This is a genomic window from Streptomyces sp. NBC_00210, from assembly GCF_045160975.1.
GTDB lineage: Bacteria > Actinomycetota > Actinomycetes > Streptomycetales > Streptomycetaceae > Streptomyces.
In genome coordinates, this window is sequence record NZ_CP108120.1 from 3,553,399 (window position 1) to 3,579,552 (window position 26,154).

Annotated in this window: 27 protein-coding genes and 1 pseudogene; 9 read left to right on the forward strand and 19 right to left on the reverse strand. The window is 70.3% G+C overall.

What is annotated here, in order from left to right:
• The first annotated feature begins 8 nt into the window (after nt 1-8).
• From OG729_RS15960 to OG729_RS15970, 3 genes are all read left to right on the forward strand, one after another.
• Nucleotides 9-782: an SDR family NAD(P)-dependent oxidoreductase gene (locus OG729_RS15960; protein WP_405806685.1), complete on the forward strand. Its 774-nt coding sequence runs from the start codon at nt 9-11 to the stop codon at nt 780-782.
• 99 nt (nt 783-881) lie between these two features.
• Entirely contained in the window at nt 882-1,910 is a 1,029-nt protein-coding gene (locus tag OG729_RS15965; RefSeq protein ID WP_405806687.1) for a hydroxyacid dehydrogenase, read from the forward strand.
• A gap of 162 nt (nt 1,911-2,072) precedes the next feature.
• Nucleotides 2,073-2,768: an ester cyclase gene (locus OG729_RS15970; protein ID WP_405806688.1), complete on the forward strand. Its 696-nt coding sequence runs from the start codon at nt 2,073-2,075 to the stop codon at nt 2,766-2,768.
• Between the two features lie 108 nt (nt 2,769-2,876).
• Here the strand turns inward: OG729_RS15970 and groL are convergent, their stop codons facing one another.
• The 4 genes from groL to OG729_RS15990 all read right to left on the reverse strand — a co-directional run bounded on the left by groL (nt 2,877) and on the right by OG729_RS15990 (nt 6,889).
• Nucleotides 2,877-4,499 carry a chaperonin GroEL gene (gene groL / locus OG729_RS15975; protein ID WP_360884096.1) on the reverse strand — a complete coding sequence of 541 codons (1,623 nt, stop codon included), beginning with the start codon at nt 4,497-4,499 and terminating at the stop codon, nt 2,877-2,879.
• Between the two features lie 109 nt (nt 4,500-4,608).
• Entirely contained in the window at nt 4,609-4,917 is a 309-nt protein-coding gene (gene groES / locus OG729_RS15980) for a co-chaperone GroES (RefSeq protein ID WP_055493212.1), read from the reverse strand.
• A 389-nt stretch (nt 4,918-5,306) separates the two neighbouring features.
• A complete protein-coding gene (locus tag OG729_RS15985; protein WP_360884092.1) occupies nt 5,307-5,951 on the reverse strand; it encodes a hypothetical protein in 645 nt (214 codons plus the stop codon).
• Nucleotides 5,948-6,889 (reverse strand): polysaccharide deacetylase family protein, encoded by a 942-nt coding sequence (locus OG729_RS15990; RefSeq protein WP_405806689.1) that lies wholly within the window; start codon nt 6,887-6,889, stop codon nt 5,948-5,950. Before OG729_RS15990 ends, OG729_RS15985 begins: the two co-directional genes overlap by 4 nt.
• Before the next feature lie 83 nt (nt 6,890-6,972).
• Here OG729_RS15990 and OG729_RS15995 point away from each other — a divergent pair, with 83 nt between their 5' ends.
• On the forward strand, nt 6,973-8,160 hold the full coding sequence (locus OG729_RS15995) for a THUMP-like domain-containing protein (protein WP_405806690.1): 1,188 nt from the start codon (nt 6,973-6,975) through the stop codon (nt 8,158-8,160).
• A gap of 170 nt (nt 8,161-8,330) precedes the next feature.
• On the opposite strand, the gene OG729_RS16000 is transcribed toward OG729_RS15995, so the two are convergent.
• From OG729_RS16000 to tsaB, 7 genes are all read right to left on the reverse strand, one after another.
• Nucleotides 8,331-8,981, reverse strand: a complete 651-nt coding sequence (locus tag OG729_RS16000; protein ID WP_405806692.1) for a hypothetical protein — start codon at nt 8,979-8,981, stop codon at nt 8,331-8,333.
• Between the two features lie 10 nt (nt 8,982-8,991).
• The gene (locus tag OG729_RS16005; protein ID WP_405806693.1) at nt 8,992-10,242 is read right to left on the reverse strand and encodes an RNA polymerase sigma factor; all 1,251 of its coding nucleotides are present in this window, start codon (nt 10,240-10,242) and stop codon (nt 8,992-8,994) included.
• A 49-nt stretch (nt 10,243-10,291) separates the two neighbouring features.
• A complete protein-coding gene (locus tag OG729_RS16010; protein ID WP_360884080.1) occupies nt 10,292-10,648 on the reverse strand; it encodes a YciI family protein in 357 nt (118 codons plus the stop codon).
• 180 nt (nt 10,649-10,828) lie between these two features.
• Nucleotides 10,829-11,089: a hypothetical protein gene (locus OG729_RS16015; RefSeq protein ID WP_360884077.1), complete on the reverse strand. Its 261-nt coding sequence runs from the start codon at nt 11,087-11,089 to the stop codon at nt 10,829-10,831.
• Nucleotides 11,086-12,183: a tRNA (adenosine(37)-N6)-threonylcarbamoyltransferase complex transferase subunit TsaD gene (gene tsaD / locus OG729_RS16020; protein WP_405806695.1), complete on the reverse strand. Its 1,098-nt coding sequence runs from the start codon at nt 12,181-12,183 to the stop codon at nt 11,086-11,088. The genes OG729_RS16015 and tsaD overlap by 4 nt, the downstream gene beginning before the upstream one ends.
• 3 nt (nt 12,184-12,186) lie before the next feature.
• A complete protein-coding gene (gene rimI, locus OG729_RS16025; RefSeq protein WP_360884141.1) occupies nt 12,187-12,639 on the reverse strand; it encodes a ribosomal protein S18-alanine N-acetyltransferase in 453 nt (150 codons plus the stop codon).
• A 29-nt stretch (nt 12,640-12,668) separates the two neighbouring features.
• The gene (tsaB, locus tag OG729_RS16030; protein ID WP_405806696.1) at nt 12,669-13,322 is read right to left on the reverse strand and encodes a tRNA (adenosine(37)-N6)-threonylcarbamoyltransferase complex dimerization subunit type 1 TsaB; all 654 of its coding nucleotides are present in this window, start codon (nt 13,320-13,322) and stop codon (nt 12,669-12,671) included.
• Between the two features lie 102 nt (nt 13,323-13,424).
• Between tsaB and OG729_RS16035 the strand changes: the two genes are divergently transcribed.
• Nucleotides 13,425-13,985, forward strand: a complete 561-nt coding sequence (locus tag OG729_RS16035) for a L,D-transpeptidase (RefSeq protein ID WP_405806698.1) — start codon at nt 13,425-13,427, stop codon at nt 13,983-13,985.
• A gap of 12 nt (nt 13,986-13,997) precedes the next feature.
• On the opposite strand, the gene OG729_RS16040 is transcribed toward OG729_RS16035, so the two are convergent.
• The 8 genes and pseudogenes from OG729_RS16040 to OG729_RS16075 all read right to left on the reverse strand — a co-directional run bounded on the left by OG729_RS16040 (nt 13,998) and on the right by OG729_RS16075 (nt 21,833).
• Entirely contained in the window at nt 13,998-14,180 is a 183-nt protein-coding gene (locus OG729_RS16040; RefSeq protein ID WP_360884065.1) for a hypothetical protein, read from the reverse strand.
• 134 nt (nt 14,181-14,314) lie between these two features.
• Nucleotides 14,315-14,827 (reverse strand): tRNA (adenosine(37)-N6)-threonylcarbamoyltransferase complex ATPase subunit type 1 TsaE, encoded by a 513-nt coding sequence (gene tsaE, locus OG729_RS16045; RefSeq protein ID WP_360884062.1) that lies wholly within the window; start codon nt 14,825-14,827, stop codon nt 14,315-14,317.
• Nucleotides 14,799-16,025 carry an alpha/beta fold hydrolase gene (locus OG729_RS16050; protein WP_405806700.1) on the reverse strand — a complete coding sequence of 409 codons (1,227 nt, stop codon included), beginning with the start codon at nt 16,023-16,025 and terminating at the stop codon, nt 14,799-14,801. The genes tsaE and OG729_RS16050 overlap by 29 nt, the downstream gene beginning before the upstream one ends.
• Nucleotides 16,026-16,035: 10 nt before the next feature.
• Complete coding sequence (alr, locus tag OG729_RS16055) at nt 16,036-17,187, reverse strand: alanine racemase (protein ID WP_405806702.1); 1,152 nt, start codon at nt 17,185-17,187, stop codon at nt 16,036-16,038.
• 128 nt (nt 17,188-17,315) lie between these two features.
• Nucleotides 17,316-18,752, reverse strand: coding sequence for an NAD(P)H-hydrate dehydratase (locus tag OG729_RS16060; RefSeq protein ID WP_405806704.1), 1,437 nt, complete (start codon nt 18,750-18,752; stop codon nt 17,316-17,318).
• Between the two features lie 4 nt (nt 18,753-18,756).
• Nucleotides 18,757-19,125 (reverse strand): holo-ACP synthase, encoded by a 369-nt coding sequence (locus OG729_RS16065; RefSeq protein WP_360878918.1) that lies wholly within the window; start codon nt 19,123-19,125, stop codon nt 18,757-18,759.
• Nucleotides 19,122-20,969, reverse strand: coding sequence for a glutamine--fructose-6-phosphate transaminase (isomerizing) (gene glmS, locus OG729_RS16070; protein ID WP_405806706.1), 1,848 nt, complete (start codon nt 20,967-20,969; stop codon nt 19,122-19,124). The genes OG729_RS16065 and glmS overlap by 4 nt, the downstream gene beginning before the upstream one ends.
• 71 nt (nt 20,970-21,040) lie before the next feature.
• Nucleotides 21,041-21,833, reverse strand: a pseudogene (locus OG729_RS16075) (SDR family oxidoreductase).
• A 366-nt stretch (nt 21,834-22,199) separates the two neighbouring features.
• Between OG729_RS16075 and OG729_RS16080 the strand changes: the two are divergent.
• The 4 genes from OG729_RS16080 (at nt 22,200) to OG729_RS16095 (ending at nt 26,154) form a co-directional block, all read left to right on the forward strand.
• Complete coding sequence (locus OG729_RS16080) at nt 22,200-22,628, forward strand: hypothetical protein (RefSeq protein WP_405806708.1); 429 nt, start codon at nt 22,200-22,202, stop codon at nt 22,626-22,628.
• 162 nt (nt 22,629-22,790) lie between these two features.
• Nucleotides 22,791-24,233: a hypothetical protein gene (locus OG729_RS16085; protein WP_405806709.1), complete on the forward strand. Its 1,443-nt coding sequence runs from the start codon at nt 22,791-22,793 to the stop codon at nt 24,231-24,233.
• On the forward strand, nt 24,230-24,775 hold the full coding sequence (locus OG729_RS16090) for a potassium channel family protein (protein ID WP_405806711.1): 546 nt from the start codon (nt 24,230-24,232) through the stop codon (nt 24,773-24,775). The genes OG729_RS16085 and OG729_RS16090 overlap by 4 nt, the downstream gene beginning before the upstream one ends.
• Nucleotides 24,772-26,154, forward strand: a complete 1,383-nt coding sequence (locus tag OG729_RS16095) for a chloride channel protein (protein WP_405806713.1) — start codon at nt 24,772-24,774, stop codon at nt 26,152-26,154. The genes OG729_RS16090 and OG729_RS16095 overlap by 4 nt, the downstream gene beginning before the upstream one ends.

Below are 26,154 nucleotides of genomic sequence, written 5' to 3' on the forward strand. Positions count from 1 at the left end.
TGCCGCCTATGACGACTGCACTGATTACGGGAGCGACCGCGGGGATCGGTGCCGCGTTCGCGCGGCGGCTCGCGGCAGAGGGACACAACCTGGTGCTGGTGGCCCGCGACACCAAGCGGCTGCAGGAGCAGGCCACCGAGCTGCACGACCGGCACGGCATCGAGGCGGAGGTGCTGACCGCCGACCTCGCCCAGGACGACGGGATCGAGGCGGTCGAGCGACGGCTCGCCGACCGGAAGAACGCGGTGGATCTGCTGGTCAACAACGCCGGGTTCGGGAACAAGGGGCGCTTCCTGGAAGTGTCCATGGCCGACGAACTGACGATGCTGAAGGTGCACTGCGAAGCGGTGCTGCGGCTCACATCGGCGGCGGCCGGGGTGATGCGCGAGCGCGGCCGGGGCGGTGTGGTGAATGTGGCGTCGGTGGCCGCGTTCGTGCCGCGCGGGACGTACGGCGCATCGAAGGCGTGGGTCGTGCAGTTCACGCAGGGAGCCGCGCGGGATCTGGCGGGGTCGGGGGTACGGCTGATGGCGCTCTGCCCCGGCTTTGTACGCACCGAGTTCCATCAGCGGGCCGGGATGGGCACGGACAACATCCCGGGGTGGATGTGGCTGGACGCGGACAAGCTGGTTTCGACAGCGTTGTCCGACCTGGCGCGCGGAAAGACTCTGTCGATCCCGGACCCGCGGTACAAGGTGCTGATGGGCGTGGTGAAACTGGCGCCGCGGGGGCTGCTGGGCGGCGTCAGCTCGAAGGCCGGCCGCAAGTACGGACCTCAGTAGACGAGACCTTCGGGCGCTGCGGCGACTCACCTTCTGCTCCATCGGACTACCCCGGCGCCGACTGACCCCAAGCGACGTATGAGGAGCACGAGTTCCCGCATGCACCCCGCCAGTGACAATCGCCCCAGGGTCCTGCTCGCCATGGGCCCGGGCATCTCCGAGCGTCTGTTCGCCGACCACCACCGCACCCGGCTCTGCGCGCTCGCCCGCACCGACCCGCAGCTGATCGCCCACGACCTGGCGGCCCCGACGCCCGAAGTCGCCGCCGCGCTCGCCTCCGCCGACGTACTGCTGACCTGCTGGGGCGCTCCCCCGCTCACCGCCGAAGTCCTTGATGCCGCTCCCGGATTGCGGGCGGTCGTGCACGCCGCAGGGTCCGTCAGGCATCACATCACCGAGGCGTGCTGGGAGCGCGGCATAGCCGTGACCTCGGCCGCCGCCGCCAACGCCCTGCCCGTGGCCGAGTACACGCTCGCCGCGATCCTCTTCGCGGGCAAGCAGGTGCTGCGCTCGGCACAGCGCTACGGGCAGCTGCGCACCGGCCACGACTGGAGCCGGGAGCTCGCCTCCGTCGGCAACTACCGCCGCACCGTGGGAATCGTCGGCGCGTCGCGGATCGGCCGCCGCGTCATCGAGCTGTTACGGCCGTTCGATGTCGAGGTGCGGCTGTACGACCCGTACGTCACCCCCGCCGAGGCGGCCGGACTCGGCGTCGCCCTCACCGGTCTTGACGAGCTCTGCAGCCGCAGCCACATCCTCACGGTCCACGCTCCGCAGCTGGCGACGACGCGCCATATGATCGACGCCCGCCGGCTGGCGCTGATGCCGGACGGGGGGACCCTGATCAACACCTCGCGCGGCTCGCTGATCGACGAGGAAGCGCTGCTGCCGGAGCTGATATCCGGCCGGCTGTACGCCGTGCTCGACGTCACCGACCCTGAAGTCCCGCCCGCCGACTCGCCTTTGTACGCGCTCCCCAATGTCCTGCTGACCCCGCACATCGCGGGCTCGCTCGGCAATGAACTGCACCGGATGACGGACCGGGCCCTCGACGAACTGGAGCGGTACGCGAAGGGGCTGCCCTTCATGGACCCGGTCCTGGCTGCGACGCGGCACCAGTCCGCCTAGGACGACGGCGCGCCGCCCGCCGAGCTCCCGACCTGTCCGGACCGGGCTCAGCTCCGACCGCCGCCCGCCGCGAGGTGGAGCGGATACCGCACACACTCAGACCGAGTAAAAACGGCATTTAACACTAAAATGGACGTATCCCCCACCCCTCCGGGAGGCGCCATGAAATTCGTACAGATAGTCGACTACAAGACCGCGCAGTACGACAGCGTGGACAAGCTCATGGACAAGTGGGTCGAGCAGACCAAGGGCAAGCGGACCGCCACACACACCGTCACCGGCAAGGACCGCTCCGACGGCTCCCACTATGTCGAGATCGTCGAATTCCCGTCGTACGAAGAGGCGATGAAGAACTCCCACCTTCCGGAGACCGACCGGATCTTCCAGGACATGGTGGCGCTCTGCGACGGGATGCCCTCGTTCACCGACCTCGACGTGGTTCGCGAGGAACAGCTGAACACGGCGACCGCCCGCCGCTTCTTCCACGAGATAGCTGCCGGAGGCAATTTCGACGCACTCGAAGAGGTGTTCGCGGCCAACTACCGCGACCACGACATCATGAAGGAGGAGGACACCGTCGTAGGGATCGACGTTATTCGCGGCGACGTCACCATGTGGCGCAAGGGCTTCGACTTCACCTTCGATCTCGACAGGCAGGTGTCCGAGGGTGACGACGTCGTGACGTTGTGGACCTGGACGGGTCGGCACAAGGGCGAGTTCATGGGCGTCGCCCCCACCGGCAAGCAGTGCACCATGACCGGCACCACCGTCTTCCACTTCGAGGACGGGAAGATCCAGGAAGGCTGGTGGCACTTCGACGCCATGGGCCTGATGAAGCAGCTCGGCGCGATGGGCTAGCACGACGGACCAGCGCCGAACGCCGAAGGCCCTCGTTCCCGCAGCGCGGCGGGAACGAGGGCCTTCACACGTCCTACGACGTCGTCAGTGACGGCGTCCGTGACCGTGTCAGTGGCTGTGACCGTGGCCGTGGCCCGCGTCGGCCTCTTCCTCGGCCGGCTTCTCGACGACCAGGGTCTCGGTCGTGAGCAGCAGCGAGGCGATGGACGCGGCGTTCTCCAGGGCGGAGCGCGTGACCTTGACCGGGTCGATGACGCCGGCCTTCACCAGGTCGCCGTACTCGCCGGTCGCGGCGTTGAAGCCCTGGCCCTTGTCCAGCTCCGCCACCTTGGCGGTGATGACGTAGCCCTCGAGACCGGCGTTCTCGGCGATCCAGCGCAGCGGCTCGACGACGGCGCGGCGGACGACCGCGACACCGGTGGCCTCGTCGCCCTCCTTGCCGAGGTTGCCCTCGAGCACCTTGGCGGCGTGGACCAGAGCGGAGCCACCACCGGAGACGATGCCCTCCTCGACCGCGGCGCGGGTCGCGGAGATGGCGTCCTCCAGACGGTGCTTCTTCTCCTTCAGCTCCACCTCGGTGGCGGCGCCGACCTTGATCACGCACACGCCGCCGGCCAGCTTCGCGAGGCGCTCCTGGAGCTTCTCGCGGTCCCAGTCGGAGTCCGTGGACTCGATCTCGGCCTTGATCTGGTTGACACGGCCGACGACGTCCTCGTGGCTGCCGCCACCGTCGACGATGGTGGTGTCGTCCTTGGAGACCGTGACGCGGCGGGCGGTGCCCAGCACGTCCAGGCCGGCCTGGTCGAGCTTGAGGCCGACCTCCTCGGCCACCACGGTGGCGCCGGTGAGGGTGGCAACGTCCTGCAGCATCGCCTTGCGGCGGTCGCCGAAGCCCGGGGCCTTGACCGCGACCGCGTTGAAGGTGCCGCGGATCTTGTTGACGACGAGGGTGGAGAGGGCCTCGCCCTCGACGTCCTCGGCAATGATCAGCAGCGGCTTGGAGCTGCCCGCCTGGATGACCTTCTCGAGCAGCGGAAGCAGGTCCTGGATCGAGGAGATCTTGCCCTGGTGGATCAGGATGTACGGCTCGTCGAGGACGGCCTCCATACGCTCCTGGTCGGTCACCATGTACGGCGACAGGTAGCCCTTGTCGAAGGCCATGCCCTCGGTGAAGTCGAGCTCCAGACCGAAGGTGTTGGACTCCTCGACGGTGATGACACCGTCCTTGCCGACCTTGTCCATGGCCTCGGCGATCAGCTCGCCGACCTGCTGGTCCTGCGCGGAGAGCGCAGCGACGGCAGCGATGTCGGCCTTGTCGTCGATCGGACGGGCGGTCGCGAGAAGTTCCTCGGAGACGGCCGCGACCGCGGCGTCGATGCCCTTCTTCAGGGCGGCCGGGGACGCGCCGGCGGCGACGTTGCGCAGGCCCTCGCGGACGAGCGCCTGGGCCAGCACGGTGGCGGTGGTGGTGCCGTCACCCGCGATGTCGTTGGTCTTGGTCGCCACCTCCTTCACCAGCTGGGCGCCGAGGTTCTCGTACGGGTCCTCGACCTCGACCTCACGGGCGATGGTCACGCCGTCGTTGGTGATGGTGGGTGCGCCGAACTTCTTGTCGATGACGACATTGCGGCCGCGGGGGCCGATCGTCACCTTGACGGTGTCGGCAAGCTTGTTGACGCCACGCTCGAGGGCGCGACGGGCGTCCTCGTCGAACTTCAGGATCTTCGCCATGGAGCTGAATCAGTCCTCTCAAAATGAACTGCGCCCCTGGCCACCCGGCACACGTGAATGAACACAGCAGCGGGGGCCAGGGGCGCAGTTCACAGCAAATTCTGGTGAATTACTTCTCGATGATCGCGAGCACGTCGCGAGCCGAGAGGACGAGGTACTCCTCGCCGTTGTACTTCACCTCGGTGCCGCCGTACTTGCTGTACAGCACGATGTCGCCGGTCTTGACGTCGAGCGGAAGACGCTCGCCGTTCTCGAAGCGGCCCGGGCCCACGGCCAGGACGACGCCCTCCTGGGGCTTCTCCTTGGCCGTGTCCGGAATGACCAGGCCCGAGGCCGTGGTCTGCTCGGCGTCGAGCGGCTGGACCACAATGCGGTCCTCGAGCGGCTTGATGGCAACCTTGGAGCTGGCGGTCGTCACGATCCGACCTCCCCCTTCGGAGATCTCACGGGGTTAACTGTCTGAGGTGGCGACCAGGTGGATCCGTCGTCGCGGGTGCCGGACCTGCCCGTCGCTGTGTTGGCACTCTCCGGTGGGGAGTGCCAGAACCGAGACTATGACCGGGATTAGCACTCGGTCAAGCGGAGTGCCAATTGATCTGCCGCGCGGCGGGGTTAAGCAGCCCTTCGGGCGCAGCGCGAGACGGACGCTGCCCCGCCCGGCGTAGCCCCCGTCCGGCGTAACTCCCGCCCGGCGCAGTCCCAAGTGACGTAGTCCCCGTCCCGCGCAGTCCGGCCCGGCGAGTCCCGGTCCGGCTTGGCTTTCTCGGCACCCGCTCAGCGCCATCGCCCCCGCTCTCGGCGCCCAACTCAGACGTAGTCCTCCAGGCGCGCCACCGCGTACCCCTGCTCCTGGATGCGGCGCAGCAGCCACGCCGTCGTCCTCGCCTCCGCCCGCACGATGTCGCCGGGGTGGAGCCGCTCGCCCTCCGCGTACTCCCTGGCCAGCACCACCGCACGGATCCCGCAGTCCGCCGCCGCCCGCAGTGTGTCCTCGTTGTACGTCGCGTGCGGCGGGCGGAACAGATGGCGCCCCCGCTGCCCGCAGATCTCGGCGCGCTGCCTCTCGTACGAGAGGGTGCGCAGGTCGGAACGGGCGCTCGGACGGAAGATGCTGACCGGCAGCTTCAGCTCGGTGGTCATCCGGACGAACTGCGGGTCGTGCGCAGCGTCCTCGTCGAAGGTGAGGAAGACGACCTTGTCGGGGGTGTGCACGCGGTCCACCACATACGCCGTCGAAAGCCGGTGGGCAGGCGGCTTCGGCGCGGCGGCGAGCGGCCCGGCCAGCCCCCATCTCTTGTGCACCGCGGAGCCGGGCGCGCCGGCGCCGGGGGTGACCTTCTGCGCGGCCTTGCGCCCAAGGCGCTCGATCGGGTCCACCGACTGTGCGCACCCCGCGATGAGCAGCGCGCCGGCCGCCAGCAGCCCGGCGAGCAGCCGGTGCGCCCGTGTCATACGTAGTCCTCCAGCCTCGCCACGGCGTAGCCCTTGTCGGTGACCGTCTTCATCACCCGCCGGATCATGTCGGGCATGGTGCCCTTCCAGTCATGGCGGCCACGGAAGTGCGTGAGGATGATGTCGCCGGGGTGCAGGTCCCGGTCCCACTCCCGCCACTCCATGTGATCGGGAAAAGCCTCGGCGGCCCACAGGGGCACGGCCTTCACACCACACGACCGAGCGACGCGCAGCGTGTCCTGGTTGTAGTTGCCGTACGGCGGGCGGAAGAGCGGGGGCCTCTTTCCGTACCTCTTCTCGAGTTTGACCTGCTGACCGCAGATCTCCTGCTTCTGCTGGGTGTACGAAAGGCCGGGCAGGTATCGGTGGTTGAGGGTGTGGTTCTGCAGGGCGACGCCGTGGTCCTGCATCTGCTTGAAGTAGTCGTAGTTGTCGTGGATCAAGTAGTCGCTGAGAAAGGCGCTGTACGGGATCTGGAGATCGCTCATCATCCGGAGCAGGGCGGGGTCCTTCTCCGCACCGTCGTCGATCGTCAGGAAAACAATCTTCTCCTTGACCGGCACCGTGGTGAAGACCGGTGGCAGCGACTCGCCACCCTCCACCTCGAAGCCCTTGCGGGTGGTGATCCGCGGCTTCTCGGCGGGCGGCTGGGGCGCGGCCAGCGGGGTCTTCGCCAGGCCCCACTTCTTGGCGGCGAACGCCCGTGCCGCCTGGGCACGCTTCACCTTCGCAACGTATGCGGAGAGCGCGCCGGCCGGTCCCGGCGGCTGCTTCGGCTGCTGACCGGGGGCAGGTTCCGCGCCACTGCCGAGGTCAGGGGACCCGACGGTGCAGGCGGAGCCGAGGGCGGCGACCAGGAGCACGGCCAGGACGGCACGGGCCCCGCCGACTCGCGCCCCATTTGGCGGCCTTTTTGACTTTTGTCGTACTAGCTGCATGGCGCCGCATCCTGTCAGCACGGGTCCGTACGGCCCGGCCGACACCGCCGCCCGCGGGCGCACCATCCCCCGGCTGGCCCACAATGGGCCGGGTGAACGACCTCGATCCCCTTGCCTCCTTCGCCGCTCTGCTCACCGCGGAGGGGCGGGCGCTGCTGGACTGGCTGGCCGACTACAACCCGTCCGAGGAACTGGCCGTCGCCACCCGGCTGCGCCGCGAGCACCCGGCGGAACTGGTCTCGGCGGCGCTCGGGCAGGCGCGGCTGCGGCAGCGGGCGGCCGCCAAGTTCGGGCCCGAGGACGCGGGCCGGATGTACTTCACGCCGAACGGCGTCGAGCAGGCGACCCGCTGCTCCGTCGCCACGTACCGCGCCGAGCGCTTCGCCGCCCTCGGCGTACGGAGCGTGGCGGACCTGTGCAGTGGCATCGGCGGCGACGCGATCGCGCTGGCCCGGGCGGGCATCTCGGTCCTGGCGGTGGACCGGGACCCGCTGACGGCCCAGACCGTGCGCGCGAACGCCGAGGTGCTGGGTCTCGCGGAGCTGATCGAGGTCCGGTGCGCGGATGTCACCGAGATCGACACATCCTCGTACGACGCGGTCTTCGTCGACCCGGCCCGCAGGGGAGGACGCGGCCGGATCTTCGACCCGGAGGCGTACTCCCCGCCCCTGTCCTGGGCGATCGACGCGGCCCGCACCCGCCCGCACGCCGCCCTCAAGATCGCCCCCGGGGTCCCGCACGAGGCCGTCCCCGAGGACGCCGAGGCGGAGTGGATCTCCGACCACGGCGATGTGAAGGAGGCCGTGCTCTGGTTCGGCACCGCCCCCCGCACGGTACGGGCCACCCTGCTCCCCGGCCCGCGCTCGCTGACCGGCCGCGGGCTGCCGGACCCCGAGGTCCGCAAGGTCGGCCGTTTCCTGTACGAGCCGGACGGCGCCGTCATCCGCGCGCATCTGGTCGCCGAGGTTGCGCAGGAACTGGACGGCGGACTGATCGACGAGACGATCGCGTACATCACCTCGGACGAACTGCGCCCGACGCCGTATGCCACTGCGTACGAAATCACCGATGAACTCCCCTTCAATCTCAAGAAGTTGAAGGCGCTGCTGCGGGAGCGAGATGTCGGCGTACTGACGGTGAAGAAGCGCGGCTCGGCGGTGGAGCCGGAGGAACTGCGCCGCAAGGTGAAGCTGCGGGGGCCGAATACGGCGACGGTCTTTCTGACCCGGGTGGCGGGTGCGCCGACAATGCTGGTCGGTCGGCCTGCGTAAGCGCCGTCACATCCTCCTTTTCGTCTGCAACTGCTCTGCTGTCAGGCCCGGTTGTTTGGCTGCCCGCCGACCATGCCGTAGGGGGAGCCACAAGTACTCGGGCAGCAAATCCGCAGGAGGCCTGGACCGCTGCCCCCACATGCGCACGCGCCATCGCCCCTGAGCCGACGTCAGCGGTGCGCGCCCCCGCCGCTCGCCGCCGCCGGTACGGCCGTCAGCAGCCGCACCGCCCACCGGAAGTGGCTCACCGCCTTCGCGATGCCGAGCAGACCCGTCAGCCAGAGGATGAGCCCAAGGCCCATCAGCATCGTGACGTCGGCGTACGTCTCCTGGCCGCGCTCCGCCGTTGCCGGGGTGGCGAAAGAGAGCCAGAGTCCCAGCGCGCACAGCAGGAACGACGGCACGAACCAGCACAGGCTCACTCCGGGCGAGCGGAAGCGGGCGTCGCTCGTCGGGTCGCGGTCCAGGGACGACCATTGGGTGAGCCGTTCACGGACGGTCCTGTCCCGGCGGACACCAAGACCGATCACGATCCCGGTCGGGATCAGGAACCCGGCGGCCAGGCACGCGCAGATCACCCCGAACAGTGCGCTCAACACGTCGAGGCTCGCCTCGAAGGTCTTCAGTGCCGCGCCGGCCAGGCCCCACCCCACCGCCAGGCCGAACGCCGTCAGCCACAGCAGCAACAGCCGCGACACCCCGATGCTCAGCCGGTGCAGTTCCTCCATCGCCTTCGCCCGGTCGGCGAGCAGCGCCTCGCGGTCGGGCCAGCAGCGTACTTCCGCAGGCGGCGGGGGCGGGGGCAGAGTGCGGCTGGACATGTGTCCGACCCTATCGACCGCCCGGTGCGCACTCGGAGGCGCGGGCCAACAACAGCTCCCTCTCCCGCTCGTTGCGCGTCAGCGATGCCGCACGCTCGAACTCCGCCCGCGCCTCCGCCGTACGCCCGAGCCGTGCCAGCAGGTCCCCGCGCACGCTCGGCAGCAAGTGGTAGTCCTTCAGGGCCGGTTCGGCGGCCAGCTCGTCCACCATCGCGAGCCCCGCCTTAGGTCCTTCCGCCATCGAGACCGCGACCGCGCGGTTCAACTCCACGACGGGGGACGGGGTGAGCGCCGCGAGCCGGCCGTACAGCACGGCGATCGTCGGCCAGTCCGTCTCCTCGTATCGCACCGCCTGGGCGTGGCAGGCGGCGATCGCTGCCTGGAGGGCGTACGGGCCGGGGGGACCACCCGCAGCCGCGTTCGCCCGTGCCAGCGCCGCGAAGCCGCGCCGGATCAGCATTTGGTTCCAGCGGGAGCGGTTCTGGTCGGCGAGCAGCACCGGTTCGCCGTCCGGGCCGGTGCGCGCCGCCGTGCGGGAGGCCTGGATCTCCAGCAGTGCGACCAGGCCGTGGACTTCGGGCTCCTGGGGCATGAGGCCGGCCAGCACCCGGCCGAGCCGCAGCGCGTCCTCGCAGAGCGCCGGGCGCTGCCAGTCGTCGCCCGCCGTCGCCGAGTAGCCCTCGTTGAAGACGAGGTAGATGACTTCCAGGACCGACGAAAGGCGTTCGGCGCGCTCGGAGCCGTACGGGACCTCGAAGGGGACGCCCGCCTTGGCGAGGGCGCGTTTGGCGCGGACGATGCGCTGGGCGACGGTCGGCTCCGTGGCCAGGAAGGCGCGCGCGATCTCCTCGGTGGTCAGGCCGCCGAGGAGCCTCAGTGTGAGGGCGATCCGTGCGTCCGTCGACAGCACCTGATGGCAGGCGGTGAAGATCAGCCGCAGCAGGTCGTCGTCGATGTCCTCGGCGTCGGCCGGCTCGGGCGGCGGCACGTCCTCCAGGGCACGCCCGACCTCCGCGAGCTTGCGGGCATAGGTCTCCTTGCGCCGTACGAGATCGATCGCGCGGTGCTTGGCAGTGGCCATGAGCCAGGCGCCCGGCCGGTCCGGAACACCTGACTGAGGCCACTGCTCCAGCGCGGCGACCAGAGCGTCCTGCGCGATCTCCTCGGCGATGCCCACGTCCCGCACGATGCGGGCGACACCGGCGATGATCCGGGCGGACTCGATCCGGAATACCGCTTCAACCGCGCTTGCTGCCGTCACGGCCACCCATCAGAGCAGCCGCAGGGAGGGCGAGCAAGCGGAGGGCCGCTCAGCCCTCGGCGATCTCGCGGATCTCGGAGGTGACGTTCCAGTGGTCCTCGTGGACCTGCAGGAACCGCTTGGTCCACTCAAGGACCTCGGCCTTGTCCTTGGCCTGCAGGATGGCGTATCCGCCGACCACTTCCTTGCTCTCGGTGAAGGGCCCGTCGGTGACGGTCAGCTTCCCGCCGGACCAGGTGACGCGGGTGCCCTGCGAGGTCGGGGTCAGCCCGTTGGTGTCGAGCAGGACCCCCGCCTTGGTCATCTCCTCGATCAGCTTGCCCATCCGCTCCATGAGCTCGGGGCTGGGGCCCTCGGCGGGCATCTCGTTCTCGTTGACGCGGACCATGGTCAGGTAGCGCGGCATGGTGGCTCCTCGGGTCGGGTGAGCAGGGCCGTTCCCCGCCTCTCACCCATGCGTCGAACGGGAGACGGCCGGATCGACATCCTCCGGCAGATTCTTCTGAGGTTTTTCCGGAGCGGCCACCGGTAGGGCCGGATCAGCGGTCACCGGTACGGCCCGAAGCCGCCACTTGCACGGCCCCGTTCAGTCGACGTCAACCGACTCGAAGCGCCAGCGGTGCGCCGGCCGCGTGATCAAGTCCGCCGTCGGCTCCGGCAGTTCCGGCAGCTCCGCGCCCACGTCGGACCCCTCCCACCAGGTGATCACCAGCACCCGGTCCTGCGGCGCACGGAAGGTCTCCCGGCGCAGTGGCTCCCGCGCCAGCTCCTGGGCCCGCGCCCACTCCAGCAGCTCACCACCCCGGCCCTGGGCCGCCCGGGCCTCCCACATCAACGCAATCGTCATGAGTAGAGGTTGTCCTTGCTGATCTCGTGCACATGGTCGTGCCTATGCGCGGCACCCGGCACATGCGTGTCCGTCACCGGCAGCGAGGAGTCCGCCGACAGCTCCAGGTCGGACACCGGCCTGCCCCGCGCCACCATCTCCGCGCCCAGCGCCGCCACCATCGCGCCGTTGTCCGTGCACAGTCCCGGCCGCGGCACCCGCAGCCGGATGCCCGCCCGCTCGCACCGCTCCTCGGCCAGCGCCCGCAGCCGCGAGTTCGCGGCCACTCCGCCGCCGATCATCAAATGGTCCACGCCCTCGTCCTGGCAGGCGCGCACCGCCTTGCGGGTCAGTACGTCGACGACCGCCTCCTGGAACGACGCCGCCACATCCCGTACGGGCACCTCCTCGCCCGATGCGCGCTTCGCCTCGATCCAGCGGGCCACCGAGGTCTTGAGCCCCGAGAAGGAGAAGTCGTACGCCGCATCGCGCGGGCCGGTGAGACCGCGCGGAAAGGCGATCGCCGCCGGGTCGCCCTCCTTCGCCAGCCGGTCGATCACGGGACCGCCCGGGAAGCCCAGGTCGAGCACCCGCGCGATCTTGTCGAAGGCCTCGCCCGCCGCGTCGTCGATTGTCGCGCCCAGCGGCCGTACGTCCGACGTGATGTCGGGCGCGAGCAGCAGGGACGAGTGGCCGCCGCTCACCAGCAGCGCCATCGTCGGCTCCGGCAGCCTGCCGTGCTCCAGCTGGTCGACGCAGATGTGCGAGGCCAGGTGGTTCACGCCGTACAGCGGCTTGCCCAGCGCGTACGCGTACGCCTTCGCCGCCGAGACGCCGACCAGCAGCGCGCCCGCGAGACCGGGCCCGGCCGTCACCGCGATGCCGTCGAGGTCGCGCGCCGAGACGCCCGCCTGCTTCAGGGCGCGCTCGATGGTCGGAACCATCGCCTCCAGATGCGCGCGCGAGGCGATCTCGGGCACCACGCCGCCGAAGCGGGCGTGCGTGTCCACGCTGGAGGCGACGGCGTCGGCGAGCAGGGTGGTGCCGCGGACGATGCCGACGCCGGTCTCGTCGCAGGAGGTCTCGATGCCGAGTACGAGCGGTTCGTCAGCCATCAGTTAAGTCTCTGTTCCTTGTACGTGGAGCCGCATGACGAGGGCGTCGACATTGCCCGGCTGGTAGTAGCCGCGGCGGAATCCGATGGGCTCGAAGCCGAAGCGCTGGTACAGCCTCTGGGCCCTGGTGTTGTCCACGCGCACTTCGAGGAGCACCTCGTCGCACTCGAAGGCGGTGGCGTGCTGCAGCAGATCGGCCAGGAGCCGGGACCCGAGTCCCGTGCCCCACTGTTCGCGGGCGACGGCGATGGTCTGTACGTCTCCGAGGCCGCCGGCGGCCGCGAGGCCCGCGTATCCGACGACCTTGCCGTCCGCCTCGGCCACCACATAGCGGCGGGTGGCCTGCGGGCCGCGCGCATGAGCCAGTTCGGACCAGAACATCCCGGCCGACCAGGCGTCCTCGGGAAAGAGCGCATGCTCGAGCGCAAGCACCGGCTCCAGGTCCCACCAGCGCATCTCACGCAGCACGGCGGTCGGTACTTCGGTCACTTGGGCGTGACCACCTTGTAGTTCTTCGGGACCTGGGCGTCGGGCCGGCGCAGATACAGCGGCAGTGGCGGCAGGAAGCCGTCCCCCGCGGCCAGCTTCTCGGCGGCCAGCGAGGCCAGCGCACCGGCCGAGACGTGCTCGGGCGCGCGGGCGTCCGGGAAGGTCTCGGGATAGAGCAGCGCACCGGCGCCGACGGCGGGCAGACCCGCGACCTCCTCGGCGATCTCGGCCGGCCGGTCCACGGCGGGTTCACCGACCCGCGCCCGGGCCGATTCGTACCGCGCCCAGTACACCTCTTTGCGGCGCGCGTCCGTCGCCACCACGAACGGTTCGTCGAGGCCGGAGGCGTACGCGAGCCCGTCCAGCGTGCACAGCCCGTACACCGGCACCCCCAGCACGGAGCCGAAGGTCGCGGCCGTCACCAGGCCGACCCGCAGTCCGGTGTACGGACCGGGGCCGACGCCGGCCACCACGGCGGTGACGGCGTCCAGTTTCACCCCGGCCCCGGCGAGGACGCGGTCGACGGCGGGCAGCAGCAGTTCCCCGTGCCGTCGCGCGTCGATGCGGGACGACTCGGCGACGACGGAGCTGCCGTCGTGGAGGGCGGCGGTGACGGCGGGCGTGGCGGTATCAACGGCGAGCAGGAGCACGCAAACAGCCTACGGCTCCGGCGACGGGGGCACGGTGCCCCGTCGGAGCTAACGGTGCTGCTACCGTCACCAACGGATACGTACAAGGGAAAGGTGGGCGTGGTGGCACGGAGCAGCTCGGGACTCGTGGCCGGGCTCACGGCGGCAGCTCTGGCCGTCGTCGGTTTCCTCGCCTACCAGGCGTCGGCGAGCGCCCCCGATCAGCTCGGCAAGCCCGCGACCTCCGGTGCGGCGCCGTCCACGCAGGCCCCCGGCAGCCCCCAGCCGAAGTCCAAGAACCCGCTGGCGCTGCCCGCGAAGTCGGGCAAGGGCGTGCGCGTCGTGTACTCGCTCGGCGAGCGGCGGGTCTGGCTGGTGGGTGCGAACGGGAGGGCGGAGCGAGCCATCGAGGTCATGCCGTCGACGGTCAGCCCGGCGCCCGGTACGTACGCGGTGACCTCGCGGTCCGGCACCGTTCCCGGCTCCGACGGGGTGCCCGTCGAGCATGTGGTGCGGTTCGCGAGCATCGACGATGTGTCGATCGGCTTCAGCGCCGCGGTGAACGGGGCGATGGCGAGCCCCGACCCGGCCAGGAAGACCGGCGGCGTACGGATGAAGCGGGCGGACGGCGACGCGATCTGGAAGTTCGCGGCCATCGGCACGAAGGTCGTCGTCGTCCGATAACCCCCGAACGGGCTACGCGGCGTCGCGCCGCGATTCACGCTCCCCGGGGAGCCGTTCCTCGCGCGGCGGGGTGGAGACCGCGCTGGCCGCCGCGCACGACGCCAGCAGATCACGCATCGACACGGCCGACGGCGACGCCGTCACCGGCTCGGCCGGCTGCTGCCGCGGCTGGGATTCGCGCTCGGATGCCGACATGGTCGCCTCCAAAAGCTCCGGGGGCAGGCGTGGTTAGGCAGACCTAACCAGGTCTCACTACCATGTGACCACGCCCGGTGCTGCCCGCGCAACATTTTGCCGACGTCTTGTCGGAACGGACACAAACGGGGCCGTCAACCGGCCAGCAGGGCGAGATCGACCGCTGCCCAGCGCGCGCCGAACCCCGTCAGCGTCACCTCACGCCGCTCGTCCTCGGTGTCACCCACCACCCGGTGGATCAGCACATGCAGCCGGTCGTCCGAGAGATCCTCGACCTTGCCGACGCCCCACTCCACGACCACCACCGACTCCGGCAGCGAGACATCGAGATCGAGGTCCTCCATCTCGTCGAGCCCGCCGCCCAGCCGGTACGCGTCCACATGGACCAGGGCGGGGCCACCGGTCAGCGAGGGATGGACACGGGCGATCACGAACGTCGGTGAGGTGACGGCGCCGCGCACGCCCAGGCCCTCGCCAAGGCCCCGGGTCAGCGTCGTCTTGCCCGCCCCGAGCTCGCCGGTGAGCATCACCAGATCGCCCGGGCGCAGCAGTTTCGCGAGTCTGCGCCCCAAGTCCTGCATCTGCTCGGGTGAATCGACGGGGAGGCGGGCGGCAGACTCAGCCGCCTGGCTGTGCGGTGCTTCCATACGGGCCAACGTTAGCCGGTGCCGGCACCGCGCCGACCCGGGCCAGCAGGTCCGCAAGACGGTCCGTGACGACCTCCGGGTGCTCCAGCATCACCAGATGTCCGGCGTCCGGCACGATCACCAGCTCCGAGTCCGGCAGCAGGTCCGCGATCGCCTCGCTGTGCGAGCTCGGCGTCACCAGATCCTTGTCACCGGCCAGCACGAGCACCGGCACCTCGCGGAAGGCGGGAAGGGCCTCGGCCTTGTCGTGCTCGACGAAGGCCGGGTAGAACTCCGCGACCACGTCGATCGGGGTGGACTCGATGAGCCGTTCCGCGAACCGCGCCACCGCCGGGTCCACGTCCTTGGACGAGAACGAGTAGCGCTTGATCAGGCCCGCGAAGAGATCGGCGGTCGCGCGGCGGCCCCGCTCGACCAGCTCGGCCTGCGAGCCGAGCGCCTTGAGCACCCCGGGCAGCACCCGGCGCACGGCGTTCACGCCCGCGACCGGCAGGCCGTAACTGACCTCGCCGAGCTTTCCGCAGGAGGTGCCGACGAAGGCGACCCCGACGACCCGTTCCCTCATCAGCTCGGGGAAGTGGCCGGCGAGCGCCATCATCGTCATGCCGCCCATGGAGTGGCCGACCAGCACCAGCGGTCCCTCGGGAGCGGCCGCGTCGATGACCGCCTTGAGGTCGCGGCCCAGCTGGTCGATGGAGACCGGCACGCCGTCCGGTCCCGACTGCGACGCGCCCCTGGCCGAACGGCCGTGGCTGCGCTGGTCCCAGTGCACGGTGCGCACCAGGCCGCGCAGGGCGGCGCGCTGGAAGTGCCAGGAGTCCTGGCTCAGACAGTAGCCGTGGCTGAAGACGACGGTGACCGGAGCCGGGGCCTTGCGGCCGAAGAGCCTGCGGCGGCGCGGGCCGCCCGCTTCCGGGTCCACCTCGTCGGTCTCGTAGTAGAGCTCGGTGCCGTCGTCGGCGATGGCCGTGCCCGGCAGGCCGCGCAACGAGCCGTACGGCCCCGACGCGTCCAGCGCGAGCCGCGCCTTCTGGCGCATGCCGCGGCCGACCGTGAGCCGCTCGATCGCGACGCCCGCGGCCGCACCGGCTGCGATGACGCCTATCGCGGCCCCGGCGATGCCCGCGCGGCGCCAGTTCCCCGTCGTGGCGGCCGTCGCCGCGGCCGCCACGACGTCCCCCGTGCTGGTCTCGCTCACCGTGCCGCTCCTACTCGTCGCTGTCCTCGTTCAGATAGACGCGCGGAACCCTCGTTCCGATGCGGGTGACGATTTCGTACGCAATGGTGCCCGCTGCCTCGGCCCAGTCCTCGGCGGTCGGCTCACCCCGCAGGCCCGGCCCGAACAGCAGCGCCTCGCTGCCTTCCTGGATCTTCTGCCCGCCAAGATCCACCACGAACTGGTCCATCGCGACCCGGCCGGCGATGCGCCGCCACTCGCCGCCGACCAGGACGGGGCCGCGTCCTGAGGCATGGCGCGGGATGCCGTCCGCGTAGCCGATGGGGATGAGGCCGAGCGTCGTCTCGGCCTGTGTGACGTACTGATGTCCGTAGCTGACGCCGTGGCCCGCGGGGACCTGCTTGACCAGGGCGACGGAGGCGGCGAGCGTCATCACCGGCCGCAGCCCGAAGTCCTCGGGCGTGCCGAGCTCCGGGCTGGGCGAGATGCCGTACATCGCGATGCCGGTCCGGACGAGATCGAAGTGCGCCTCGGGGAGCGTCAGCGTCGCCGGGGAGTTGGCGATGTGCCGGACCTCGGGCTCGATGCCCGCCTTCTCGGCGTACGCCACCATCTCGCGGAACTGGTCCAGCTGGGCGGCGATCGAGGGGTGGCCGGGCTCGTCCGCGCAGGCGAAGTGCGACCAGAGACCGGTGACCTCGACCGTGCCGTCGGCCTCGGCGGCGAGCGCGGCGGTCACCAGCTCGGGCCAGTCGGCGGGCTGGCAGCCGTTGCGCCCGAGGCCGGTGTCGGCCTTGAGCTGGATCCTGGCCGCGCGCCCGGCCTGGCGCGCCGCGGCGGTGACCTCGGTGAGCGCCCACAGGCCGCTCACCGACATGTCGAGATCGGCCTCGATGCCCTCGCGCCAGGGCCCGCCGGGGGTCCACAGCCAGCACATCACGCGCTCCTGGATGCCCGCAGCGCGCAGAGCGAGGGCCTCGTGGGGCGTGGCGGTGCCGAGCCAGGTCGCACCGGCCTGGAGCGCGGCCTTGGCACAGGGCAGCATGCCGTGTCCGTACGCGTCCGACTTCACCACGGCCATCAGGGCAGCCTGGGGCGCGCGGGCGCGCAGCGCGCGCACATTGGCGCGCAGGGCCGCGAGGTCGATCTCGGCACGGGCTCGGAGGGGCGGTGGCTGGCTCATCGGGCCCAGTGTCTCAGAGGGGTACGAGAGTGTTCGTACAACAGGTCGCGGTTTGAACGACTGAGGGGCTGTGCGGTTGCTCACGAACGCCGTTCCCCCACCCCTCCCTCCCCCTACGGCCTGGCGGCTCAGGACTGCACGTCGCGCCACGCGAAACGCAGCGTCTGGGCCACCTCGTACGCCGTGATCGGCACTCCCTCCGACGCCGCGCGGCGCGCCGCCAGGCCGTGCAGGTAGGCCGCCGCCGAGCCCGCGTCCCGTGCCTCCAGGCCCGCGGCGAGCAGTGAGCCCGCGAGGCCCGACAGGACGTCGCCGCTGCCGGCCGTCGCCAGCCACGACGTGCCCATCGGATTCACCCGGACCGGGGACCGGCCGTCGTCCGGCGCGGCGACCAGTGTCGTCGAGCCCTTGAGCAGCACCGTCGCCCCGTAGCGCGCGGCCAGTTCGCGTACGGAGGCGAGCCGTGCGGACTCCACCTCCTCGCGCGACACACCCAGGAGCGCGGCCGCCTCCCCGGCGTGCGGGGTCAGCAGTGTGGGCGCGCTCCGGGCCCGTACCGTCTCGGCGTCGAGCAGCCGCAGCCCGTCCGCGTCGACCAGCACGGGGACGTCGGAGGCCAGCACATCGCGTACGGGATCGAGCCCGTCGCCGAGCCCCGGGCCGACGACCCACGCCTGGACCCGTCCTGCCTTCGACGGCGGTCCCGCGTGCACCAGGGCCTCGGGGAACCGGGCGATCACGGCGTCGGCGCCGGGCCCCACGTACCGCACCGCACCCGCGCCGCCGCGCAGCGCGCCCGCCACGGCGAGCACGGCCGCGCCCGGGTAGCGCGCGGACCCGGCGGCCACTCCGACGACGCCCCGCCGGTACTTGTCGCTCTCCGCGGCCGGCAGCGGCAACAGCCGTGCCACGTCCTCGTGTTGGAGCGCCTCCAGGTCGGGCACCGACGGCAGGTGTTCCTCCAGGCCGATGCCGACGAGCCGCACCGTCCCCGCGTACTCGCGCGCCGGATCGATCAGCAGCCCCGGCTTGTACGTCCCGAAGGTCACCGTCGCGTCCGCGTGCAGCGCCTCGCCCCGCACTTCCCCGGTGTCCGCCTCGACCCCGCTCGGCAGGTCGACTGCGACGATCACCGCATTGGACCCGCGCGCCGCCCGCGCCACCGGTACCGCGTCCGGCCGCAGCCCGCCCCGGCCGCCGATCCCCGTGATGCCGTCCATCACCAGGTCGGCGACGGCAAGCACCTCGAACGGGTCGTCCGCGACCCGCCCGCCCGCGCCGAGCAGGGCCGCAAGACCGCCCTCGTGCGTGCGCGACCCGAGCAGCACCGCCGAGACGCCTGCCCCGCGCCGGGCCAGCCGCGCCCCCGCGTACAGTGCGTCGCCACCGTTGTCCCCGCCGCCGACCAGCAGCACGACTCTCGCGCCGTACACCCGCCCCAGCAGAGCCGCGCAGGTGGCGGCAAGTCCGGCGGCCGCCCGCTGCATGAGTGCGCCCTGAGGCAGCCGTGCCATCAACTCGGCCTCGGCGGCCCGTACGGTCTCCACGCTGTAAGCGGTACGCATACGGTCAACCCTCCGCGATCACCACGGCCGACGCCACCCCCGCATCATGGCTGAGCGACACATGCCACGACCGCACGCCGAGTGCGGCCGCCCGCGCGGCGACCGTCCCGCGCACCCGAAGCCGCGGCTGCCCGCTGTCCTCCACGTACACCTCCGCGTCCGTCCAGTGCAGCCCGGCCGGCGCGCCGAGCGCCTTGGCGACTGCCTCCTTCGCGGCGAACCGCGCCGCGAGGGAGGCATAACCGCGCTGCTCCCCGCTGGGCAGCAGCAACTCCCGCTCCAGGAAGACCCGTTCGGCCATTCCCGGGGTGCGCCGCATCGATGCGGCGAAGCGGTCGATCTCTGCGACGTCGATCCCCACCCCGATGATCATTCGACGGTGACAGACTTCGCGAGGTTGCGGGGCTGGTCGACCTCGTTGCCGCGCGCCGTCGCCAGCTCGCAGGCGAAGACCTGCAACGGCACGGTCGCGACCAGCGGCTGGAGCAGCGTGGGCGTCGCCGGGATGCGGATGAGATGGTCCGCATACGGCACGACCGTCTCGTCCCCCTCCTCCGCGATCACGATCGTCCGCGCACCTCGCGCCCTGATCTCCTGAATATTGGAGACGATCTTGTCGTGCAGTACGGAACGCCCGCGCGGCGACGGCACCACGACCACCACCGGCAGATCTTCCTCGATCAGCGCGATCGGTCCGTGCTTGAGCTCGCCCGCCGCGAAGCCCTCCGCGTGCATGTACGCCAGCTCCTTGAGCTTCAACGCGCCCTCCAGCGCCACCGGATAGCCCACGTGCCGTCCCAGGAACAGCACCGTGTTCTTCTCGGCGAGCGAGCGCGCCAGCTCGCGTACCGGCTCCATCGTCTCCAGGACCTTCTCGACCTCGCCCGAGATCTGGGCCAAGTCCCGGATGACGGCCTGGATTTCGTCGCCCCACTTGGTGCCGCGCACCTGCCCCAGATACAGCGCAACCAGATAGCAGGCCACCAGCTGCGTCAGGAACGCCTTCGTCGAAGCGACGGCCACTTCGGGCCCGGCGTGCGTGTACAGCACCGCGTCCGACTCGCGCGGGATCGTCGAGCCGTTCGTATTGCAGATGGCCAGTACCTTCGCGCCCTGCGCGCGCGCATGCCGCAGCGCCATCAGGGTGTCCATCGTCTCGCCCGACTGGGAGATCGCGATCACCAGCGTCCGCCGGTCCAGGATCGGGTCCCGGTAGCGGAACTCGCTCGCCAGCTCCACCTCGCACGGAATCCGGGTCCAGTGCTCGATGGCGTACTTGGCGATCAGACCGGCATGGAAAGCGGTGCCGCAGGCCACAATGACGATCTTGTCGGCCTCCCGCAGCACCGATGTGGGGATGCGCACCTCGTCGAGGCTGAGGGAGCCCTCCGCGTCGATCCGCCCCAGCAGGGTGTCGGCGACCGCCTTCGGCTGCTCCGCGATCTCCTTGAGCATGAAGTAGTCGTAGCCGCCCTTCTCGGCGGCGGACGCGTCCCAGTCCACGTGGTACGAGCGCACCTCGGCCGGCAACCCGTCGAAGTCGGTGACGGTCACGCTGTCCCGGCGCAGCTCCACCACCTGGTCCTGGCCCAGCTCGATGGCGGAGCGCGTATGGGCGATGAACGCGGCCACGTCCGAGGCGAGGAAGGCCTCACCCTCGCCGACTCCCACCACCAGCGGGGAGTTGCGCCGCGCGCCGACCACCACATCCGGCTCGTCCGCGTGCACGGCGACCAGCGTGAAAGCGCCCTGCAACTGCCGGCACACCTGACGCATGGACTCCGCCAGATCCCCGCACGACGAGAACGACTCCGCCAGCAGATGCGCCACGACCTCGGTGTCGGTCTCGGACGCCAGCTCGTGCCCGCGCGAGGCCAGTTCGTCGCGCAGGGTCGCGAAGTTCTCGATGATCCCGTTGTGTACGACGGCGACGCGTCCCGCGTTGTCCAGATGGGGATGGGCATTGGCGTCGGTCGGCCCGCCGTGCGTGGCCCACCTGGTGTGCCCGATGCCGGTGGATCCGCTCGGCAGCGGCCGGATCACCAGTTCCTTCTCCAGATTGACGAGCTTGCCCGCCTTCTTCGCCGCGGCCAGCCCGCCGTCGGCGAGCACCGCGACTCCGGCCGAGTCGTAGCCCCGGTATTCGAGCCGTTTGAGGCCCGCGATGACCACATCAAGCGCCGACTGTCCGCCGACGTATCCCACGATTCCGCACATGGCCGCAGCCTACGACTCCCGCGCGCCGCATCCGGTGAGTCCCAGCGTGTTCGGGGCTTGAAGGGAGAGGGTCAGCCGCCGGTGGCGAAGCCGGGGAAGAGGGTCATCCCGCCGTCCACGTAGAGGGTGGTCCCCACGACGTAGTCCATGAGGTCGGAGGCGAGGGCGACGACGGCATGGGCGATGTCCTCGGGGTCTCCGATGCGGTCGTAGGGAATCAGCTTCAGCAGCTCCTCCCGGGCCTCGGGTGTCTCCCAGGCGCTCTGGTTGATCGGCGTCCTGATCGCTCCCGGGGCGACCGCGTTCACTCTGATCTTCTGGGGAGCGAGTTCCTGCGCCAGTGTCTGCATCATCATCAGTACGCCGCCCTTGGGAGGCGTAATTCACGTGCCCCGCCCAGGGGATGAGCTGATGGACCGAGCTCATGCAGATGATCTTTCCGGCCGCGCGTGACACTTCCGGGACGACACCACGGCGCACAAACTCCTTCGTCACCTCCCGTGCGCACAGGAACTGTCCGGTGAGATTGACGTCCAGCACCTTCTGCCACTGGGCGAGTGTCATGTCGACGAACCGGGCGTCCCGCTGCAGGCCCGCGTTGGCCACCAGGATGTCGATCGTGCCGAACTCCTGGACCATCCCGTCGACCATGGCGACGACTTGCTCCTCCTGGGAGACGTCGGCCTCGTACGCAGCAGCGCGCACCCCGAAGCTCTTGATCTCCTCGACGACCTGCTCGGCGGCATCGCGGTCGGCCACATAGTTCACGCCCACATCGGCGCCGGCGCGGCCGAGGCCGATGGCGGTCGCCCTGCCGATACCGGAATTGGCGCCGGTGACGAGCGCCTTCTGGCCTTTCAGCAGGTGCACGGGAACCACGCCCTGTGCTGCGCCGGCGGTGGAATTCACGATGGTGTGCCTCCTCGGTGCGTGGCCCCGGTCCCGCAGACCGCAGCACCCGTCGAGCCGGCTCGTCACAGAACCACCGGTCGGCAAAGGCAGCACACTCTCCCGGCTCCCATTGGGCCGCTGGGCGGACCTTCTTCGCCCGGTCGGCCCCCCGCCCGGCGGTCGGTCGACCCGGTCCACGATGCGACCGGCCGTCGGCTCGCAGGCGCAGCCGAGCTGCCCGGGTGCGGGCCACGCCTGAGAGGGGGAGGCTGGAATCGACGCGATCGGCCGTACGGGCCGCCCCGGCTCGTACGGCAGTACTAGTCGAAGGAACGCACCATGACCACTCATGCAGGCGTCCGACAGGACAGCGGGGGGCACAGCCCCCACAGAGGCTTCGCCACAGGATGGATGGTGTTCGCCGCGGTCCTGATGATCTTCGGCGGGTTCATGGCGATCTTCGAGGGCATCGCCGCCATCGCCAAGGACGACGTGTTCGTCGCCACCCGTAACTACATGTTCCAGTGGAACCTGACGGGCTGGGGCTGGATCCACCTGATCCTGGGCATCATCCTCGTGGCCGCAGGATTCGCACTGTTCAGTGGAGCCGTCTGGGCGCGGGTCCTCGGTGTCGCAGTGGCCGGCCTGGCCATGATCGCGAACTTCATGTGGCTGCCCCACTACCCCTTCTGGGCTCTGACGCTCATCGCCGTCGACCTCTTCATCATCTGGGCGCTCTGCGTCGCCCCACGGCCCGGGAATACCTGACAGCCTGCGGACCCTCACCGGCCGAAGACCTCGCCTGCACCCGGCAGCGGACAGCGATTCGGTGGTTCTCCGGTCGCACGATTCACATGGAGCGTTTCTCCTGGATGAGCGGCGGACAGCTCCGCCGCTCACGCCCCACGGGACCAGACGCAGGAGCGCTTCATGGCACCCCACGCATCCGAGCCGGATCCATCGGGTACCGGTCAGGGACCGGAGGTCCCCGGTTCACCGAGCGGGCGGCCGGGTGACGCAGCCCCCGAAGGACCGTCCCGTGCGAAGGCCGGTGACCAGCCGCCCTCCAGTGATCAAGCAACGCTGGACGAACTGCGGCGCCGTGTTGCGGAGCTGGAGGGCGGAAAGCAGCGGCGACACCGTGTCCGGTCGGTGCTCTCTGCCGTACTGGTCATCCTGGCCGCGCTCCTGTCCATCCTCTCGGTCGTCGCCGTATGGGTGAACAGCATCGTGGGAGACACCGACCGCTACGTCGCCACCGTCGCCCCACTGGCGGACGATCCGGCGGTGCAGACGGCCGTCACCAACCGGGCCACAGCCGCGATCCTGGCCCAGATCGACGTGAAGGCCCTGGTCGCCCAATTGTCCGATGCAGCAGCCCAGAAGGGCGTACCACCCAAGGCTGCCGAACTGATCAACAATCTGGACGGACCGATCGAGAGCGGCTTGAAGGAACTGATCAGCAGCACGGTCCGCAAGGTCGTCTCCAGTAGCGCGTTCGAGACCCTGTGGGTCGACGCGAACCGGGTCGCTCACACCGCCCTGGACAAGGCGCTGACCGGTAAGGGCGGCGGCGCGGTCTCCCTGAAGAACAACCAGGTCTCCATCGATTTGGGCCCCATTGTGGCCAAGGCCAAGGACGAGCTGGTCAAAGCCGGTTTCGCGCCTGCCGCGGCGATCCCCGAGGTGCATACGACCTTTGTCGTCTACTCCTCGGACGACCTCGGCAAGATCAAGACATATATGCGGATCCTGCAGATCCTCGGTACCTGGCTGCCGGTGGTGACGGTGATCATCGCCGCCGCCGCGGTGTTCCTGTCGGCCCACCGTCGCCGCATCCTCATCGCGACGGTGCTCTCGATCGCGTTCGCCATGCTGCTGCTCGGCACCACCCTCGCCGTCTTCAAGAACATCTATCTCGACCGGCTGCCGCCGAGCGTGTACCAGCCCGCGGCGTCCGCCGTCTTCGACGATCTGGTCAGATTCCTGCGCTCTTCGGTACGTGCCGTGGCGGCGGTGGCGTTGGTGACCGCCATCGGCGCCTTCCTCATCGGGCCCTCCCGGGCCGCGGTCACGGTGCGACGTGCCGGAGCCGACGGGATCGGCTCCGTACGAGGTGCCACCGAATCGGCCGGACTGCGGCTCGGCCCGGTGGGGCGCTTCGTCCACCGCTACAAGCGCTGGATCGGCGGAGTCATCCTGCTGGGCGCGGTGCTTGTCCTGGTCACCTGGTCCTACCCGACCACGCAGGTAGTGCTGTGGATTGGGCTCGTCGTGCTGGCCGCCTTCGCAATCCGTGAGTTCCTGGACGACGCCGGCCCACAGGACGGAGCCGAGCGGACCGGGCCCGACGCGCCGCCGAGACCGTCTTGACACCGGATGAGGGCGGCGCGCTCAGCCAACAGCAGCAGCGCCGCAGCCTGCTCGTTGGGCTGCTGCGCTCGATCGCCTCCGTTGCTGTGCTCACCGCGCTGTATTACCTGGCTCCGCTGGACCAAAAGGCGGGCCTCGGCTCACTGACGGCGCTGATCGTGGGTCTGGTGGCGTTCGGGGCTCTGGTCGCCTGGCAGACGGTGGCCATCATCCGTGCCGAACATCCGCGGCTGCGCGCCATGGAGGCACTGGCCACGGCTGTGCCCTTGTTCCTGCTGCTGTTCTCCGCGACGTACTACATCATCGCCAGGGAGCGGCCGTCGTCCTTCTCCGAAACCTTGAGCCGCACCGACGCGCTCTACTTCACGGTCACGGTCTTCGCCACCGTCGGCTTCGGCGACATCGTGGCCACGACGCAAACGACCCGGGTGCTGACCACCGTGCAGATGGTCGCCGACCTGATCCTGGTGGGACTGATCGCCAAGCTCATCTTCGGAGCGGTTCAGCTTGGGCTGGAACGTCGGAAAGGACGTGTTCCATGACGGAGCCGAGCGCTCGACCGGCCGCGTCCAACGGCGCGACGCAGCCACCGGCGGCCGACCGGCTGCGGGACATGCTGCGCACCCCCGGCTACCTCAAGGTGCTGGTCTTCAGCGCTCTGATCGGTGTTCCGGTCTCCCTCGCGGCCTTCTGGTTCCTCGTCGCCCTGCATGAACTCGAGAACGCGGTGTGGGCAGATCTGCCGCAGGCCCTTGGCTGGGACACCCCGCCGTGGTGGTGGCCGCTGCCGCTTCTCCCGGTGGCCGGGGTCATCGTGGGGCTGGTCGTCACCCATCTGCCCGGCGCGGGAGGCCACATCCCCGCGTCCGGTCTGCACGCCGGGGGAGCCACGTCGCTTGCGCTGCCCGGAGTGATCATCGCGGCGGTGGCAAGCCTCCCGCTGGGCGCGACGCTTGGCCCGGAGGCGCCGCTGATCGCCCTGGGCGGTGGGTTGGCACTGCTCTTCAGGGATCTCGTCCGCGCCCCGGCCACTCCCCAGAGCAACGCCCTGCTGGGTGCGGCCGGCGCCGCGGCTGCCATCGCGGCGATCTTCGGCAATCCGCTCATCGCCGGGGTGCTCCTCATCGAGGTGGCGGGAGTGGGAGGCCCGCAGCTGTTCGCCGTCCTGCTCCCGGCGCTGCTGGCGAGCGGCGTGGGAGACCTGGTGTTCACCGGTTTCGGGCGCTGGACCGGTCTGGATACGGGCAGCCTCACTGTGAAGTTCCCGGAGCCGCCGTCGCGGCTGGACACCGGAGACGTGGCGTGGTCGATCCTGATGGCAGTGGCCATCGGCGTGCTGATGCACCTGGTGTTCGCCGGAGGACGGCTGACCGCGGCTTTCGTAGCAGCGCACACCGTACGCAGGACGGTTGTCTGCGCGGCGGCTGCCGGGGCCTGCGGCGCCCTGTATGCGCTCATCACCGACCGCTCGCCGGTCGATGTCGCGTCGTCCGGGCAGGACACGCTGACCACCATGGCTGCCGATCCCCAGGCCTGGGGAGTCGGTGCCCTGATTGCCGTGCTGGTCTTCAAAGCCGCCGCCTACTCGCTCTGTCTGGGCAGCCTGCGAGGCGGTCCCATCTTTCCCGCTCTGTTCCTGGGCGGGGCGGCAGGGCTGTTGCTGGCGCCCCTGCCGGGCCTGGGAGTGGTACCCGGAGTGGCCGCGGGTATGGCGGCAGCCGCGGCCAGCGCCTTGCGGCTACCGGTCAGCAGCGTGGTTCTGGTGGTCCTGATCCTCGGAAACTCCGCGACCATTCCCGTGGTGATCATCGCGGCCGTGGTCGCCTTCGTGACGGCCGAGCTGCTGCCCCCGGGGCCGTCGATCCCGCCGCGGGCGCCCCGTCGCCGCGAAGGGGGCGAAGGCGCGGCCGCCAAAGTCTGA

Bases quoted from the DNA above. Each gene is read 5' to 3' on its own strand.
- OG729_RS15960 (WP_405806685.1), top strand. From the start codon at position 9: ATGACGACTGCACTGATTACGGGAGCGACCGCGGGGATCGGTGCCGCG.
- OG729_RS15965 (WP_405806687.1), top strand. From the start codon at position 882: ATGCACCCCGCCAGTGACAATCGCCCCAGGGTCCTGCTCGCCATGGGC.
- OG729_RS15970 (WP_405806688.1), top strand. From the start codon at position 2,073: ATGAAATTCGTACAGATAGTCGACTACAAGACCGCGCAGTACGACAGC.
- groL (WP_360884096.1), bottom strand. From the start codon at position 4,499: ATGGCGAAGATCCTGAAGTTCGACGAGGACGCCCGTCGCGCCCTCGAG.
- OG729_RS15985 (WP_360884092.1), bottom strand. From the start codon at position 5,951: ATGACACGGGCGCACCGGCTGCTCGCCGGGCTGCTGGCGGCCGGCGCG.
- OG729_RS15990 (WP_405806689.1), bottom strand. From the start codon at position 6,889: ATGCAGCTAGTACGACAAAAGTCAAAAAGGCCGCCAAATGGGGCGCGA.
- OG729_RS15995 (WP_405806690.1), top strand. From the start codon at position 6,973: ATGGGCCGGGTGAACGACCTCGATCCCCTTGCCTCCTTCGCCGCTCTG.
- OG729_RS16000 (WP_405806692.1), bottom strand. From the start codon at position 8,981: ATGTCCAGCCGCACTCTGCCCCCGCCCCCGCCGCCTGCGGAAGTACGC.
- OG729_RS16010 (WP_360884080.1), bottom strand. From the start codon at position 10,648: ATGCCGCGCTACCTGACCATGGTCCGCGTCAACGAGAACGAGATGCCC.
- OG729_RS16015 (WP_360884077.1), bottom strand. From the start codon at position 11,089: ATGACGATTGCGTTGATGTGGGAGGCCCGGGCGGCCCAGGGCCGGGGT.
- tsaD (WP_405806695.1), bottom strand. From the start codon at position 12,183: ATGGCTGACGAACCGCTCGTACTCGGCATCGAGACCTCCTGCGACGAG.
- rimI (WP_360884141.1), bottom strand. From the start codon at position 12,639: ATGCGCTGGTGGGACCTGGAGCCGGTGCTTGCGCTCGAGCATGCGCTC.
- OG729_RS16040 (WP_360884065.1), bottom strand. From the start codon at position 14,180: ATGTCGGCATCCGAGCGCGAATCCCAGCCGCGGCAGCAGCCGGCCGAG.
- tsaE (WP_360884062.1), bottom strand. From the start codon at position 14,827: ATGGAAGCACCGCACAGCCAGGCGGCTGAGTCTGCCGCCCGCCTCCCC.
- alr (WP_405806702.1), bottom strand. From the start codon at position 17,187: ATGAGCCAGCCACCGCCCCTCCGAGCCCGTGCCGAGATCGACCTCGCG.
- OG729_RS16060 (WP_405806704.1), bottom strand. From the start codon at position 18,752: ATGCGTACCGCTTACAGCGTGGAGACCGTACGGGCCGCCGAGGCCGAG.
- OG729_RS16065 (WP_360878918.1), bottom strand. From the start codon at position 19,125: ATGATCATCGGGGTGGGGATCGACGTCGCAGAGATCGACCGCTTCGCC.
- glmS (WP_405806706.1), bottom strand. From the start codon at position 20,969: ATGTGCGGAATCGTGGGATACGTCGGCGGACAGTCGGCGCTTGATGTG.
- OG729_RS16080 (WP_405806708.1), top strand. From the start codon at position 22,200: ATGACCACTCATGCAGGCGTCCGACAGGACAGCGGGGGGCACAGCCCC.
- OG729_RS16085 (WP_405806709.1), top strand. From the start codon at position 22,791: ATGGCACCCCACGCATCCGAGCCGGATCCATCGGGTACCGGTCAGGGA.
- OG729_RS16095 (WP_405806713.1), top strand. From the start codon at position 24,772: ATGACGGAGCCGAGCGCTCGACCGGCCGCGTCCAACGGCGCGACGCAG.